The organism is Desulfobulbaceae bacterium, from assembly GCA_013792005.1.
Classification (GTDB): Bacteria; Desulfobacterota; Desulfobulbia; order Desulfobulbales; family VMSU01; genus VMSU01.
The window spans coordinates 1-16343 of record VMSU01000165.1 but is presented as its reverse complement, the minus strand read 5'-3'; the positions used below and the strand labels follow the sequence as shown (position 1 = coordinate 16343).

At 54.5% G+C, this 16343-nt stretch carries 19 protein-coding genes; all 19 read left to right on the top strand.

The window, feature by feature from the left end; translation table 11 throughout:
* Window positions 1–145 precede the first annotated feature (145 nt).
* Window positions 146–1633 carry a hypothetical protein gene (locus FP815_10395; GenBank protein ID MBA3015344.1) on the top strand — a complete coding sequence of 496 codons (1488 nt, stop codon included), beginning with the start codon at window positions 146–148 and terminating at the stop codon, window positions 1631–1633.
* 17 nt (window positions 1634–1650) lie between these two features.
* Complete coding sequence (locus FP815_10390) at window positions 1651–3849, top strand: genomic island protein (GenBank protein ID MBA3015343.1); 2199 nt, start codon at window positions 1651–1653, stop codon at window positions 3847–3849.
* Window positions 3842–4039, top strand: coding sequence for a DUF2604 domain-containing protein (locus FP815_10385; protein MBA3015342.1), 198 nt, complete (start codon window positions 3842–3844; stop codon window positions 4037–4039). Before FP815_10390 ends, FP815_10385 begins: the two co-directional genes overlap by 8 nt.
* A gap of 26 nt (window positions 4040–4065) precedes the next feature.
* Window positions 4066–5034, top strand: coding sequence for a hypothetical protein (locus tag FP815_10380; GenBank protein MBA3015341.1), 969 nt, complete (start codon window positions 4066–4068; stop codon window positions 5032–5034).
* Between the two features lie 242 nt (window positions 5035–5276).
* Window positions 5277–6377, top strand: coding sequence for a N4-gp56 family major capsid protein (locus FP815_10375; GenBank protein MBA3015340.1), 1101 nt, complete (start codon window positions 5277–5279; stop codon window positions 6375–6377).
* Between the two features lie 67 nt (window positions 6378–6444).
* A complete protein-coding gene (locus FP815_10370) occupies window positions 6445–6840 on the top strand; it encodes a hypothetical protein (protein MBA3015339.1) in 396 nt (131 codons plus the stop codon).
* Window positions 6841–6923: 83 nt separating this feature from the next.
* On the top strand, window positions 6924–7346 hold the full coding sequence (locus tag FP815_10365; protein MBA3015338.1) for a hypothetical protein: 423 nt from the start codon (window positions 6924–6926) through the stop codon (window positions 7344–7346).
* A 21-nt stretch (window positions 7347–7367) separates the two neighbouring features.
* A complete protein-coding gene (locus FP815_10360; GenBank protein ID MBA3015337.1) occupies window positions 7368–8021 on the top strand; it encodes a hypothetical protein in 654 nt (217 codons plus the stop codon).
* Window positions 8018–8926, top strand: a complete 909-nt coding sequence (locus FP815_10355) for a hypothetical protein (protein MBA3015336.1) — start codon at window positions 8018–8020, stop codon at window positions 8924–8926. Before FP815_10360 ends, FP815_10355 begins: the two co-directional genes overlap by 4 nt.
* Window positions 8927–8937: 11 nt before the next feature.
* Window positions 8938–9669 (top strand): hypothetical protein, encoded by a 732-nt coding sequence (locus FP815_10350; protein MBA3015335.1) that lies wholly within the window; start codon window positions 8938–8940, stop codon window positions 9667–9669.
* 12 nt (window positions 9670–9681) lie between these two features.
* Window positions 9682–10146, top strand: coding sequence for a hypothetical protein (locus tag FP815_10345; GenBank protein ID MBA3015334.1), 465 nt, complete (start codon window positions 9682–9684; stop codon window positions 10144–10146).
* An 11-nt stretch (window positions 10147–10157) separates the two neighbouring features.
* Entirely contained in the window at window positions 10158–10556 is a 399-nt protein-coding gene (locus FP815_10340; GenBank protein MBA3015333.1) for a hypothetical protein, read from the top strand.
* 26 nt (window positions 10557–10582) lie between these two features.
* Window positions 10583–11035 (top strand): hypothetical protein, encoded by a 453-nt coding sequence (locus FP815_10335; protein ID MBA3015332.1) that lies wholly within the window; start codon window positions 10583–10585, stop codon window positions 11033–11035.
* Window positions 11036–11069: 34 nt separating this feature from the next.
* Window positions 11070–11606 (top strand): hypothetical protein, encoded by a 537-nt coding sequence (locus FP815_10330; protein MBA3015331.1) that lies wholly within the window; start codon window positions 11070–11072, stop codon window positions 11604–11606.
* Between the two features lie 9 nt (window positions 11607–11615).
* The gene (locus tag FP815_10325; GenBank protein MBA3015330.1) at window positions 11616–12401 is read left to right on the top strand and encodes a hypothetical protein; all 786 of its coding nucleotides are present in this window, start codon (window positions 11616–11618) and stop codon (window positions 12399–12401) included.
* Entirely contained in the window at window positions 12398–13981 is a 1584-nt protein-coding gene (locus tag FP815_10320) for a hypothetical protein (protein MBA3015329.1), read from the top strand. The genes FP815_10325 and FP815_10320 overlap by 4 nt, the downstream gene beginning before the upstream one ends.
* 11 nt (window positions 13982–13992) lie before the next feature.
* A complete protein-coding gene (locus tag FP815_10315) occupies window positions 13993–14475 on the top strand; it encodes a hypothetical protein (GenBank protein ID MBA3015328.1) in 483 nt (160 codons plus the stop codon).
* Window positions 14453–15742 carry a hypothetical protein gene (locus FP815_10310; protein ID MBA3015327.1) on the top strand — a complete coding sequence of 430 codons (1290 nt, stop codon included), beginning with the start codon at window positions 14453–14455 and terminating at the stop codon, window positions 15740–15742. Before FP815_10315 ends, FP815_10310 begins: the two co-directional genes overlap by 23 nt.
* Before the next feature lie 5 nt (window positions 15743–15747).
* Window positions 15748–16343 (top strand): hypothetical protein (locus FP815_10305; GenBank protein ID MBA3015326.1); only part of this gene is annotated, 596 nt, incomplete at its 3' end.

Below are 16343 nucleotides of genomic sequence, written 5' to 3'. Positions count from 1 at the left end.
GCATCGATGAAGAGCCGGACGCTAAGCCCAATTTGCCAGAGGACCTGATGTCCATGTCCACCCAGGAGCTTCGAGCTTTCGCCGCAAAACACAGCCGAAAGCTGTTTGGTGCCGCCCTGGTCATGGTCGAGGAGACAACAACGTAATGGCAACCGCAGTGTCGTCCAAGTTGGGAGCCCAAATTATCGCGGAGCTGGAACGCCGGTCCGCGTATCGGCGGATTGAGCAATATTATCCCGACGCCGGACCGTTACGCCGTGAGCTTTACCACGTTCACACCCGATTCTTTGCTGCAGGGCTTGAGTTTAGAGAGCGGGCCATCATTGCCGGCAACCGGATCGGCAAGTCGGAGCTCGGGGCCTATGAGACGGTCTGCCACCTCACCGGCATCTATCCCGAATGGTGGCAGGGCGTGCGGTTTACCAATCCGGTTCGGGCCTGGGCCGCAGGCGACACCACCCAGACAGTTCGTGACATCGGTCAGTTGAAGTTGCTCGGGACGCCTGGGATGTACGGCACCGGCATGATCCCGGGCGAACTGATTGTCAGTACCAAGGCGAAGGCCGGTTCGGTCCCGGATGCCATTGAAGTGGTGCAGGTCCGCCACATATCAGGCGGCATCTCATCGCTGGTGTTCAAGAGCTATGACCAGGGCCGCAGATCGTTTCAGGGCACCCATCAAGACTTTGTCTGGCTCGATGAGGAGTGCCCGCAGGACATCTACACCGAGTGTCTGCTTCGGACCATGGACACCATGGAGGGTAACGGGGCTGGCCGAGTGATTCTCACCTTCACTCCCTTGATGGGGCTCACACCCATAGTGCTCTCGTTTCTGCCCGGTGGCCGAGTTCCCGAAGGCCAGGAGGTGATGGGTGACAAGTACATCATCATGGCGGGTTGGGACGATGCACCGCATTTAAGCGAGGCGGAGAAGTCGGCGCTGCTGGCAGCCTGTCCGCCTCACCAACGCCTGGCGCGGTCCAAGGGTGTGCCGCAGTTGGGGGCCGGGGCCATCTACCCAATCCCGGAAGAGGATATCGTGGTCCCTGACTTTGAGATCCCGGTGCACTGGCCAAGGGCCTACGGGCTGGACGTGGGATGGAACAATACCGCAGCGACCTGGGGCGCGTGGGATCGGGATAACGGCACCTTGTTCCTCTACGCCTGTTACAAGCGGGGCCAGACCGAGCCGGCAGTCCATGCCGCCGCCGTCAAGGCCAAGGGGGACTGGATCCCGGGCGTGATCGATCCCGCAAGTCGTGGCCGGTCCCAAAAAGACGGCAGCAAACTCATTGAAGAGTATAGCGACTCAGGCCTGGAACTCACCCCTGCCCTTAACGCGGTCGAGGCTGGAATCCACAAGGTCTATACCGGCTTGAGTGAAGGCCGGATTCGGGTGTTTCGCTCTCTTGGGCCACTGCTTGAGGAGTATCGCATCTATCGGAGAGACGATAAGGGCCGGGTGGTCAAGGAGTTCGATCATCTGATGGACAGTACCCGGTATCTGGTGATGTCAGGGGCTGAGGTGGCCACGACCAACAGCAGAGTCTATCAGCCGCCTTCGTGGCGTGATCGTCTGAAAAAGATAGCAGCAAACGGCGCGGGAGCAGGGCTCTCGCATATGGCCCAGTAAGGAAAAGGTGCCCGGTTATGGCAAAACCTGAGGAAAGCAAGCAGTCCGAAGCTCAGATCGCTACACAGAACTGGCAACGCTACCAGTACGTCAAGGATCGTGGCCATCGCCTCTATGTCAGGCAGGCCAGACGGTGCGAGGACGTGTACTTAGGGGGCGGATTGCAGTGGTCGGCCGAGGATCGTAAGTTGGTGGAAGGCACTGGTCGGCCGTGCCTGGAGATCAACGGCGTGTTCCCGGCGGTCAACACTGCAATCGGGATGCAGCTCAAGAGCCGTGTAGACATCTCCTTTAAGCCTCGTGGGGCATCGGAACTAAAGCAGGACATGAGCGACATCCTGTCCAAGGTCACCATGCAGGTCTGCGATTCCATCAAGTTCCCCTGGCACGAGACCCAGGTGTTCAGCGACGGCATGATCCAGCAACGCGGGTTCTACGACGTCCGGGTTGGGTTTGATGACAATATGCAGGGCAATATCGAGATGGAGGTCCCGGATCCGCTCGACGTGCTCCCTGATCCGGACGCCAACAGCTACGACCCGTCCGGTTGGGCTGACGTCACGGTCTTTCGTTACATGACTGTTGACGATATCGCCCAGGTCTACGGGCAGGAGTTGGCTGATCGCGTGGTGCAGACGGCAAGCTCCACCACTGCCCTTGGCGCTGACGACCTGCAGGACCGCAACCGGTTCGGTGATAATGCCATCAACACCGACTACAACTTCGACGCGGAGGAGGATCGCATCCATCGAATTCCGGTTATCGATCGCCAGCATCGCATTTACGCCATGGCCAAGGTAGCAGTGTACGCGACCACCGGCGAGATTATCCCGCTGCAAGATACGATCACCCCCGAGGCCATTGCCGAGCTGCAGGCCCAAGGCGCGACGATCACCCGGCGGATGGTCAAGCGGATCCGTTGGACTGTGACCACCTCGGACGTGGTGCTCCATGACGATTGGAGCCCGTATCGATCGTTCACTATAATTCCGTACTTCCCCTACTTCAGGCGCGGCAAGACACGGGGCATGGTGGACAACGCCATCAGTCCCCAGGAGTTGCTCAACAAGACCACCAGCCAATACCTGCACATCACCAACACTTCAGCCAATAGCGGTTGGACGGTTGAAGAGAACACCTTGGTCAATATGACCCCACGTGATCTGGAGGAAGTCGGCAGCAAGACCGGGCTCGTTATTGAGCACAAAAAGGGCAGCAACCCACCGCAGAAAATCAAGCCCAACGATGTGCCCCAAGGGATCGACCGTATTGCCGACAAGGCTGACCTGGCCATCAAGACCATATCCGGGATCTCTGACGCCATGCAGGGGCTTAACGGTCCCGAGGTGTCCGGGGTGGCTATTCAGTCCAAGCAGTATCAGGGGCAATCCCAGCTTGGCGGACCAATGGACAATCTGGCCCGGACCCGTCATCTGGTGGCGGAGAAGCTCATTGAGTTGATCCAGGACTACTACACCGAGCCCAGGACCATTGTCATCACTGACGACTCCGATCCGTCCCAGGTGACTCACTACGCCCTGGACGTCAATCAGCCGGACCAAACCACCGGTACGGTGCTCAACGATCTGACCGTTGGTACCTACGATGTTGTGGTCACCGATGTTCCGACTCAAGCGACGTTCCAGGATAACCAGTTCATGCAGGCCGTTGAGATGCGTGACAAGGGGATCGCCATCCCCGACAAGTTCATCCTGGCCCAGTCTTCACTGTCGAAGAAGAACGAGATCATCAAGGCCATGGATGAGGCGGCTGCCAATCAGGGCGACCCGCTCACCGAGGCGAAGCAGGCCCTTCTCGAAGCCCAGGCCCTCAAGACCAAGGTTGAGGCCGTGGCCAAGAGTGTCGAGGCCCAGTATTCCGCCATGCAGTCAGCCATGGTCATTGCCACGACACCGCAGACCGCACCGGTAGCCGATCAATTGCTCAAGTCAGCCGGGTTCGAAGATCAAGATCAGCCGCCGATTATCGCGGCACCACAGAGTTCCGCCGGGTTCCCCCCTCCTTCTCCCGGCGAACAGGGGGCACCCCAGGATTCCGACATGGCATCCGCCATGCCTGGGGCTGCCCCAATTTCTCATAGCAACCCATTGACGCCGGCTAACCCTGAAGTCGGCATGGAGAGAGGGATAGAGACACCAGAAAACGATGGAGCACAACCAGTAACCAATAACATCAAGGGCAAACAGAATGGCTAAGGCGAAAAAGAACACACTTGGAGTGTCAAGGCCCAATGAGGATTGGGAAGTCGAGGATGCCTTACGGACCTTGCTCAGGGCCAAGGAGATCAAGGCGGACGATGGCTTGATGGCCAAGGTACGTAAGCTGATGGCTTTTAAGCTTCAGGAAATGAAAAAGGTCGGGGCAGACCTCGATGTCCCGGTTTAACCACCACCATACAGGAGGGCAGAATCATGAGTTTCAAGAGTAATGGCAATAGTCCAGGCGTAACAGAATTTGTTGATGGCCAGGATGATCAGGGGAGCGATATCGATACCCAAAGCGTCGACCAAAAGGCCATAGATCGCGGTGATATCGTTGAGGGCGATGAGCCTGAGCTGTCCATATCCAGCGATAATACCGGCCACGATGAGGGCGAAGCCGGCCAGGATGACACAGGAGATCAATTCACCGAGGAAGAGCTGAAAAACTTGCTCGATGAGGAGGAGGGCAAGGTCCGGATCCCCAAAGCCCGGTTTGATGAGGTCAACGAACGGATGAAGGCCGCCGAGGCCGAGTTGAGCAAGTTGAAGTCGACTGAGGGCAAGCCGGATCAGACTCATGGGCAACAGCAAGAGCAGACCCCCTTTGATTTCAAGGCCAAGCGCAAGGAACGGGCAGAGGCGATGATGGATGGTGACACCGAGTTGGTGGCCCAGATTGACCAGGAGATCGATGAGGCCCTCTTGGTGGAGGCCGAAAGACGTGCCGAGGCCAGGCTTGCGGCTAAGGAAGCTGAGAAGGAGGCCAAGGTTCTGGCGGATGTTGCCTTGGAAGCGGCTAACAAGGCCCTGGATGATTTCCCCTTCCTTAAAGACAACGATGAGGCCATGTCTGAGGTCATTGCCTTGCGTGATGTTTACCAGAACGCCGGTGTCCCCAGGCCTGAGGCTATCGCCAAGGCTGCAAGCCGCATCGCCACTTTATATGGCCATAAGCCGGCATTAAAAGCAACCGAGGAAGAGAATGCGGAGAGCAGGAAGCAGACCTCAATGGCCCGTAATGCCGATGCCGCCAACCGGCAACCGCCTCCCACCGCCCGGATGGGATCTGGCAACAGGGCGACAGTCGATACGGTTATGAATCCGCTGCAGATGACCGCAGAAGAGATAGCGGCATTGCCAATAGCAGAACGGAAGCGATTACGCGGGGACGTTATCTAAGAAAGCTGCCCTGACAACCAGGAAAGACTGGCCCTATCCTCCATTGGCAAGGGGATGGTGAGCAGGATGCCAGGGGCCGCTTCCCTTACCAAGCGAGTCTCGCCATGTCAGCGCGATAGTCTGACCGGGTTTCGATCACCCGACATCAAAGGTCGTTCTCGCAATTTCCGGTGCGTTATCCGGGAGCGTTTTGGATCCCGCGTGGTGTGGGGTCTTACAACTCTCATTCGAGGACTACTGGCATGGCTTTGACTAATTTTGCGGATCTGACTCCGCAGCAAAAGGTTGTTTGGTCTACCGACGTCTGGAACGCGGCCCGGGACCAGATGTTTATCAAGAAATTCGTAGGCTCAGGAGATGGCTCGATGATCCAGCGTGTCACCGAGTTGACCAAGACTGAAAAGGGCGAGCAGGTCCTCATGTTCCTGGTGGCCGATCTGATCGAGGACGGTGTTATCGGCGACAACCAGCGTGAGGGCAATGAGGAGTCGATGCAGTCGTACAACGAGACGATTGGCATCGACCTCATCACCCACAGCGTCGGCAACAAGGGCAAGCTCGCCGACCAGAAGACCGTCATCAAATTCCGTGAGCAGGCCAAGGAACGCTTGGCTTACTGGCTGGCAAACCGGGTTGATCAGTTGGCGTTCCTGACCCTGTCTGGCATCTCTTACGCCTTCAACAATGACGGTTCGGCCCGCATCAAGTCTCCGTTCCCTGGGCTTGCTTTTGCGGCTGATGTTTCGGCACCGACTGCTAACCGGCACTTGAACTGGACCGGATCGGCCTTGGTTGCGGGTGATACGACCACGATCACCAATTCATTCCTGCCCAACTACAAGATGATCGTGGACGTGGCAGCTTACGCCAAGGATCACTATGTCAAGCCATTGATGTCGGGAGGGCGGGAGTATTACGTCATGCTGGTCAAGCCCGGCACCTTAGCTGAGTTAAAGAAGGATGCTGACTACCAGCGTGCGGTTATTACCGCTTTGCCCCGGGACACCAACAATCCCTGGTTCTCTGGCACCGCTGTCACCGTGGACGGTATCGTCTTCCACGAGCATCGGCTGGTCTATAGCACCAAGGGCGCGGCCTCTGGATCAAAATGGGGAGCACTGGGCGCCATCGACGGCACCCGGTCATTGTTGTGTGGGGCTCAGGCCCTTGGTCTGGCAGACATCGGCACCCCGGAGTGGTGCGAGAAGAAGTTTGATTACGACTCTCGCCAAGGCATCAACGTGGACAAGATGTTCGGCCTGGTCAAACCCAAGTTTCACTCCATCTACGATAAGGGTGTTGAGGACTTTGGCGTTATCGCCATCGACCACTACTTGCCGTAAGCGATATTGGCGGCGTGCCTGAGTATGGCACCAAGCCATTCACCTCGATTTCATAGGGAGAACCATCATGACCATTAAGAAAGATTCCGGCCGCCAGGATGTTGGCTGCGCCATCGTAGAGTTTACTTACGCCGATTTGACCTCAGGCGTATTTGCTGCCGCCGTCGAGCTGCCGATTGGGGCCATCGTTGTCGGTGGCGCTGTCCGCATCGATCAGGCCTTCAACTCCGGCTTAACTGATGTCATCAGCGTTGGCATCTCCACCAGTACCGGAAAGTACGGATCCGGATTCAACGTCCATGCCGTGGGCTCGTTCCCCCTTACCGGCCTATGCCAGGAAGAGGATGCCATGGTGGATGTCGGCATCACCTGGACGGGTGGCGGGGCAGCGCCAAGCGCGGGCAAAGCTCGCTTGGTCGTTATGTACGTTAAGTCAGGCAAGACTGAGTTCAGCCAGGGATAAAAAGACCATTAGGTTTACCACAAGGCTCTGAAAGCATGCGCAAGTAGGGGCCACTACTCTTACCCACAGAGGAGGATATCTCCATGAAGTTTAGATCACGAGACGAAAAAGTACGACGGATCACCGATCCATCGGGGCACGTTGCCCTTGTTGGCCATGATTGGCGGGAATTGCCGGAATTCCTCCATAATGCCGCTCTTGAAGCTGGCTGCATTTCTTCAGATCAAGCCAAGACCTTTGGTGTTAATGCGGCGAGGGGACCGGCCAGGTTTGACGAGAATATCACCCTTGAGATGGTTAAAAATGCCATGAAAGAGATGCTCTCAAGTAACGATGACGCAAACTTTACCACCTCGGGCATGCCGAGCAAGGCCGTGCTCAATAAGATGTGTGGCGGCAGGGTGGCAGCTGAGCTCTATGACCAGGCGTTTGCCGAGCTGCAGCAGGAATCAGAGACCGTGGACGTGCCTGGAGGTACAGGCACCGTCTCGACCAGCGAACAGTAACAAGCAAGAGAGGCCAGGATAATGTCTACCGCCATTGACTTGATCGAAGAGGTTCAGGATGTGATTCAGGATGACGCCTATGACGAGGACATGATCTTGGCCTTGATCAATAAGGCCATGGATGTGATCTCGGCAAAGGTGCTCTTGCCTGGGCTGGAGACCACCAGCACGGTGTCGACCACGGCGGATGAGAACACCGTGGCACTACCGGTTGACTATCATCGTGAGTTGTTCAAGGTGCACAACGACTCCATAGAGCGTGATGTCATTGTCTTTTCAACAACAGCAAGCCTTTATCGCATGTGCTTGGGCGCGGTGAAGAGTGAGGCGGGCAACGTCAAGGCTGTTGCCATGTTGGGGAATAATCTCAGGATTCACTTCGTGCCGACAACGGCTCAGGACCTGACTCTTTGGTACTACCGCAAGCCTGCTTCCTTGGTGGCAGATACCGACGAACCCGATGGCCTGCCTCTCCAGTTTCACGACATGCTTACCAACTATGCGGCATGGAAGCTGTTTGACAAGATCGAAGACGGAATTGAAGGCAAAAAGGTGAACACCGACCATTACATGACTCTGTTCATCGATGCCCTTGAAAACGGATTGCCATGCTACGTCGAGGATCTTGGCGTGTCACGACGCGAACCGCCGGTGGTGCGGGGGGAGTTCTTATGAGCGAGGACAAGACACTTTTTCGTGGTTCGACTGGGCTGAACACCGTTGTTGATCCGGTCAGGGCTCCCTTTGATCCAGAAACCGGGGTTTCGGACCTTACAGTCGCGGTCAACGTCGTGGTCGATCGTACCGGGAGGGTGAGCAGGCGGGATGGATTTGCCAGTATCTTCAGTGGCGCAAGCCATAGCCTGTTCTGCGATGGCGGTGCATGTCTCTTTGTCGCTGGGGACGAGCTGTGCATCTTGGAGCCGGACTACGTGCGCACGGTAATCCGTACTGGAATGGTTGATGCTCGGGTGGACTATGCCCAAGTCAACGATCAGACCTACTACGTCAACGGAAGTCAGCTTGGGGTTGTCTTTAATGGCAATGACCATGTTTGGGCCATGACCACGACGCTGCCTGATACGGGGAATCGTACGTTTATTGGGCCGATTGCCGGTGAGCATATCGCCTTTCACCTCGGGCGCATCTTCCTCAGTTCGGGCACTGCTATTGTGTTCAGCGAGCCGTTTGCGTTTTCTCACTATGACCTGGCTCGAAACATTATCCCGCTCGAATCACGGGTCATCATGATGAAGCCGGTGGCCCAGGGGCTCTTCATCTCGACTGAGAAGGCGACCTATTTCATGTCAGGGTTAAGGCCGGAAGAGTTCGCTTTGCTCATGGTGGCACCATACCCGGCCATTGAATGGAGTGTGGCTATCGACCTTGTTGATGGTCTTGAAATAGGGCTGCAGGAGCCAGGATTATGCGCCTTGTGGGCATCATCCAAGGGGGCATGTCTTGGTACGCCCACAGGGCAGTTCAGAAACCTGACCCGCGATAAGGTCGTTTATCCTGATGCCGGGATAAACGGGGCGGGGCTACTTCGAGGATATAACTTCATTCACACCATATTTTAAGGAGAGACACAATGCTACGACTGAGCACAGGGTTACAAAATGCCCTTCTTCGCACATCAACCAAGGTGCACACCATCATTTCAACGACCACCATATCTGTTGCTGTTGGGGCAGGTGGAGGTGATTCGACCAGGGTCACCGATGTGACAAACTTTGCCACTTTCCCCTCGACATTGGTTGTCGGAGATTCGATCTCGCTGGCCGGTAGTCATGTCAATCACTTGAGGTCAGGCGTTATTGTCGGCAAAGGGATCAATTACATCGACGTTGTTGGAGACTTAGTGGACATGGCATCAGGGGCGACAGTCACAGTAATTGCCTCTTCTGGTGGGTCGATTGCTGGGATCTTTAGAAATGGTGTCATTCGGCTTTATACCGGATCTCAGCCTGCTAGTGCTGACGCTGGGGAGACCGGGACCTTGCTGTGTGAAATTAGCTTAAATTCATTGGCTCATGTCACCGGAGCCAGCGTGACCAACGGGATCAATTTTGGACAGGCCTCGGCAGGTGTAATCGGCAAAAATATCGGTGAGACCTGGTCTGGAGTCAACATCAACAGCGGTGTGGCCGGATGGTTCAGATTCTATGACAACAACAAGACTACGGGGCTGACCACTACAGCGATCCGGTTTGATGGTTCTGCTGCCACATCGGGTGGCCAGCTCAAGTTGTCGTCAACAAATTTGGTGTCTGGAGTCACAACAACGGTTGACGGTGTGACAATTTCTATGCCTGCCAATTAGAGGTCGAAGCCAATGATACGATTAAGTGCCGGACTTGCGACTATGCTCTTGCGACCAAACGGCAAAAGTTTTGCCGATGCCTTTCGGTATGGGGTCTTGAGGCTTTTTTCTGGTGGGCAACCTGATGATGCCAATGCGACGGAGACGGGGACCCTGCTTTGTGAGATTTCCAATGGCGGGGTTCTCTTTACCCCTGGAATTGCAAGTGGCGGGCTAAACTTCATGCTTGGTTCGACACAACTGTTGGAGAAGTCGAACTTTGAAACATGGAAGGGAAACCCTGTCGCTAGTGGGAATCTTGGATGGTTCAGATTCTACGATAACGCCTTGGGGATTGGAGCCAGTACAACAGCGGTTCGTTTCGATGGGTCGATAGTGGTGATGGGAACTGGTGATCTGAGAGTGTCTCATCTTGACGTTTCAACAGGAGTCCCAATGGAGATCGAATTTTTCGAGATTTCACAACCATTACAATAAGGAAAAATACAATGTCCCTATCAAACTATGCAGAAAATCTCTTGCTGAACTGGCTGCTCAATCCATCGGCAACACCTATCAGACCGACTGATCTATATGTCTCACTTCACACCGGAGACCCGACCGAGGATGGCGCTACGGCGGAAGTGACCGCGATCATTGACGCTAACTATGTGCGAAAGTTCGTCACCTTTGGCGATGCCAGTAACGGGTCTATTGTGACGGATGCTGTTGTCTCCTGGCTGGTTGATGAAAACAGTAGTGGCTATAGCGTCAGTCACATAGGGCTTTGGGACTCGGCGACCGCCGGGAATTGTCTCTTCATCGGGGAGATGGTCGTGCCGAAGGCTTTGACGGCCAGTGCCATATTAACCTTCAATGCCGGCGACTTGGTTGCCGCATTGGATTAACACCAACCATTGGGGGGGCACTGACCATGTTTAAGATCAGTACAGGTTTGAGAAACGAATTACTTGGGACAAACTGCCTGAGTTCTCTGTTGTCCGGTCTTAATTCAGAGATTCGGATTTATGCAGGGACAGAGCCGGCGTCTGCTGATGATTCATTGGGTTCGGCGACACTTCTTTGCAAGATAACCCCAAATGGGATCCTGCCAACCCAGAGGTTGACGTTTAACTTGTCTCCTGTGGGCGGCATCCTGCAGAAAAACTCAAACGAGGTCTGGAAGGGGACAAACCTGGCCTCCGGCAGTGCCACCTTCTATCGCTGGATTGATAGCGCTGATTCCGGCGGCTTGAGCACCACGGCTATTCGGTTGCAGGGTTCTGTTGGTGTCGTAAATGCCGATCTGCTTCTCGCCTCCACGACGCTGGTAGCAAGTCAGGAACAGAGGATTGATTACTTCGCCATCGGCATGCCAGGAAGTTGATGGCGTCAAGATGGTCTAGCGAGAGGAGCGCCAAATGACAGCCTTGAAATGGATTGATAAGACAGGCCCTACTTATTGGATACCGCAAAGGAATAGCTGGATCAATGACACCTGGACCTCGAATCGGGACAACCTGACGGATCTGTATTTCAGCTGGAACTATCCATCGCTCCCCTATGAAACCGCGTCTGGTGTCAGGATTGTCTTTGATGTGGTGGAGTCACGAGTTGACCCACACGGGGGGAGTGCAAATTGGCTGGAAATGAAGATGCAATGCGGCCCCGTAGTCAATGGCAATATCCCTGTTACCCAGACCTATTATTACGCCTACAACTCAGCGGACCTCCAACTCCCGTATCCATTCCCCCTCGGTGAATACACTTGGGACATTAAATATGACCTCGTTTGGGAAAATGGCGGATGGGTTCATAACCAGATGCCACCAAATGGGATCAAAAGATTGGTGCTCTCCATCGATACCGACATAATCATCAGAATCAAAAAGATACTATTTGCCGTTCCAGATGCGGAGTTCTGGACGAACTATCGTGGTCAATCTGAACAGGTCTAAGGGGAGCCAATGAAGCTGGTAAAGGATTTGACCACGGCCATCATCCCTGGCGATCCTGGGACCCCGTCGTCACCGGGTAGTCCCGGAGTCCCTGCATACTGCTCATCCACAACTTCCACCCAGAAGGTGTGGGTCCTTACCACGCCTGGGACGTATGTCGCGGTCGAACAAGACAATCCCTTTATTATGGGCAATGGCTATGAGGCCGCAAATAGCCGGTATGTCTACATGGGTGGGATTATGGAGTTGCGATCCAGGACGGTTACCACTGAAACCTGTTATCCAGCGGTCCCTGGGAAGCCAGCGGTAATAGGCTGCGCTCCAATCAAGGAGCAAATTGTCTCTTCAATGAACGTGGGGTGGAACTCCAGCGCTAGGAGTATTCTGCCGCTGAATGTTGGCCAGCATATCGCTTATACCCTTGGGGCAGGGGTTTATGGCGCGTTGTATGCGGTTGGCCCCGAAGGTTGCGACAATCATAACATCAGCCAATTTCGTCATGGAATTATGGTTGATCAAGGTGGCGTTCACGTCTTCGAGGCGGGTGTCATTAAGGAGACCTTATTTGCCACGCAGCACCCCTCTCTGGTGATGAGAATTTATCGCAGCTATGAGAGCGAGATAATCTATGTGGCCTCGGTTGGCGGGAAAGACGTCAAAGTCCATAAGAGTGACACTCACGCGTCATCCTTGGGCGTCATCCCTTTGTATGTCTATGCCATGCTCTATAGTGGTGGTGATGTTGGGCTGTCGGCGGGATATCAGCCAGGTGAAGTTCATTACGGAAAGGTGTGACAGTGCAAGGGACAGGGATTCTCATAGCGCTACCAAACGCCAGAGCTGAGTTTTCAGGGGCGTCATTTTTCACGCTGGCAACTCAAGTCATATTAGCCGGATCAAGCGTCTGTTCTGCCTTGCGGGTGGCGGATTACGATGCCGATCTCAATGTCCCTGTCCCGGTCGAAATTGTCCTGGGGCAACACTATTGGTTTACCTTCACCATGGAGGCTGGCAAGCGATATGACATCTCTGCCATGGGGAGAAGTCCATTATACGATAATGCTGGCGACTCGGTTGATACCGAGATGTGGCTATTTGGGGCAATGCCACCAAGGGAGTCAACGGACGATGATCTATACGCGGTAGCCTTGTCGTATTGTGATGACCCTGTGATCAATGGCAACTTCAATGGAGTCGGAGCCAGAATTCTTTGGGATTGTGCCGAAACCAAGACCTATCAGGCCATGGTTCGGGGATGTTGTGACGTGTCGGCAGATGGGATCTTCAAGTTCATGGTGCAGGAGATGGTCAGTGACCACGCAGAATCGGGAACCAGTGGGGTCCTGCTGGCCATGGGCGAGATGTCCCATGCGTCTCTTGTCTGGTTGCCTGTTTTGGGAAGTCTTGGTGGAGTCAGTAGTGCCGGATTCGGGCAAATTATCGAGACACTTCCGGCTCTGAACAATAGGGCCACCGCCGGGTATATGCCCCCTGAGCCGGTGTCGGGATATGGCAATCTGGAGTCAGTGGTCTGTCAGGCCCATGTCATCCAAACAAATTCGATGTCCGGGGCAGGGGGCTTCGCGCCCTTGGTCTCAAAAGGCGCTGACTATCAATACGGGGTTGGGGTGGCAAACCTTAATCCGTTGATGGTGTGGGCGTTTGATGCCGTTGCCAATATCGTGAGGGTGGAGATACCGTCCAAGTCGGTTGCCGGGGAAATTGTGGAAGCTCCAATCCCGATCGAGCTCCCCCTGTTTGGTGTTGAAATTGTGGCATCCCTCAACATTGGTGGGGTCGCTGTCAGCATCCCCTTGTTCACTGTCGGCATGAATAGTGGGGAAACATTAGATGCCGCATTTCCTGTATTCACTCCGGAGTTCAAGGCATTGCTCCCTCATGTCATGTCGCTTGCCGCGATGAGTCCAATCTTTACGATATCGATGCAGTGTGGGGTAAGCGTTGAGGTGTTCATGCCGATGTTCGGATGCTCTATGGGGATCCTGCCTGTTATCTGCGGAGAACTGGCTGCCAGTTTTCCCGGGCAGATCTTTGGGGGGGAGTGCTTGTCGGCTCCGCAGGCATATATGTCGTTTTTGTTTCACTCTCAACTGAGCGTTGCAATGAGTGGAAGTCTTGATGTTCGGGGAGGGGTACATGTCAGTTTCCCTTCAATTAAGGCCGATTTGACCGGTTCGATTCATTACACTGGCGATCTTGTCTTTGCTCTAATCAACTTGATAACTGATCTGGGGGGCAGAGCAACTGTCAATCACGATTTGACGGTTGATTTTCCAGCCGTGATCTTCACCGGCAAAGGCCACTGTCCAACCATAGTAGGTGTGTTGCGACATGACCGCACCAGCATAAATTAAGAGGTAACCCAATGCTCTCTTTGTCCACTAATCTCGTTACCAGAAACGCAACAACCCAGTTCGTCGGGTATGACTTTAATTCAATGGTGAATTTCAACGGTACACAGATTGTGGCCAATGATAGCGGACTGTTTGTGCTGGGAGGTAACAGTGACGAGGGGGTGGATATTGACGCCTATTTTCAACCGGTGCTGTCAGATTTTGGCGACGCTCATCCCAAGAGGCTCAGGTTCATTTATCTCGGGTTTGAGGCCGATGGCCAGATAACGGTCACGACAAGCGACGGGCTCCCGGAAGAGGCGGCGGAGTCGGAGACCAAGACCATCACGCCGCGTTTTGTCGGTCAGCAACGGGTCAGGATTCCGGTAACCCGGGCCTTGCATGGACGGTATTGGTCGTTTCGGATAGCGAACAAGAACGGTGCCGATTTCTCGGTTGACTCAATCATGGCCAGAATCATCAGGCGCAGTCATGGCATTACGCAACATTCCTAAACGAATAGTTTTACTTGGGGACAAGTTCCGGGCGGTGACGCATGTCGGGGAGGCCGATGCCTTTCTCGTGGAAATTGAACGGATGGCCTCATTCCAAAAACTGTCGCAATATCGGGGCGAACGCTTGTTGCGAGATGGAACCTGCATCAGGGTGGAGATCCGATTTGGCTGCCCAAAGGTGACGATATCCTCACCGTTTTATGGTGTGGCACCAAAGAAGAGGAAAGCAGACGCATCACGATATGGGCGGATCATCGTCGGCAGCTGCTTGGTCAATGGGATGGCAATAGCCGCCATGTGGAAATCATGGAGTAAGAGATGGACGCTACTTGGCACTCTTTCTGGGTATGCCCAAAGCGAGGCCAGGGCAATATCAGAAAATGGCAAGGTTGTCGTTGGTGGTTGCGCCTCATCTGCTGGCACAGGGCAAGTGGCGTACCGATGGACTGAGGCTCGCGGAATGAAGGTACTTGACTTGGCAAGCGACATATCGGGTGCTGGTGAAAGTGTCTGCCGTGGAGTCTCCGCCAACGGTAAGGTTATTGTTGGCGCTGTTGGACTTCCTGTTACCGACACTATAACGGCCTTTATTTGGGACCACGACACTGGGGCCAGGGCGTTTCTGCGAGACCTATTTCCGCCTCATGTGACTACCCATGGTTATGGGATTTCAGGAGACGGGAAGGTCGTTGTTGGCGGTCTGGGGACTATTGACAGTTGGTACATGATTGAGCATCCGGCCTATAGTCTCCAACCCTATTATTGGGCTGATGCTCATGGGCCTGAGTTGTTTTGTCCAGGCGTACAGGGAGGAGAGGCGACTGCCATATCATCAGATGGCAATTTTGTGGTTGGTCAGGTCAACATCTATTCGGCTTTTCGGTATGATATTGCCAATCAGGCGATGACCATACTCGATACCCAGGGATACCGGCGAATACCATGGGCAACATCCAGAAATGGTCAGGTAACAGTAGGGTATGCCCAGCAATTGACTGACCAAAGCATTGTCAGAGGGTTTGTGTGGAAGAAGAGCGATCCTGTAGCTCAGACGCTTCCACTGGTTATCGGGGCATCGTTTAATAATGCTCTTGGTGTATCAAGTGATGGAAGGATTGTTGTTGGGCAGACGGACGTAAACGGCAAGTATTGCGGGTTTTATCAAATCGGCGATGAGCCAGCGGTTGTCTTGGGTTCTGTCCCAGGGGGTGATGGTAGTCTCGCCTACGATATCTCCGGGCCAATACCCATTGAAGAACAGAGGTAAGAGATATGAGCGGTGATGGTGATTTTGTCGATATTCCGATGGTGACGGGCTCGATCTATACCGGTGAGAGTGAGGCAAACGCCCTTGTCTCCGAGCAGATCGACAAGGTGAACGGCTATGCTGATCAGGCCTATAAGCTCATGGAGGAGTATCTCAAGGAGTTGCAGGGTGTCTTGAGCGGCCTCGAAATACCGAGTACGGAGGCGATCAGTATTGAAACGCCGTCCTTTGGGGCGGTTGACTTCTCAGCTCGGCCCACCTTGGCAGGTGCCAATATCGATACGGCAAACTGGCCGGCAAATGGTGCGACGCCTCCGAGCATCATAGCGGCACCGATGTTTTCAAGCGTTACGATCCCCACGTTTTCGATTGCCGATCCTGCATGGGCAACGGTTGATGAGCCTGTTGATGTGGTCATAACGGATCCTGGGGACATGCCGGTGCTTGTTGATGTGAGTATTCCGACCGCTCCGGCGGTGACGCTGCCCAGTGCCCCGACCTTCGATGAGATCACTATTCCGGCAATCCCAGCGATGACTATCCCCGAGTTTGAGGCAACTTTTACCTCGGACACTTTGGATAATCCGTCGCCGTTTGTGTG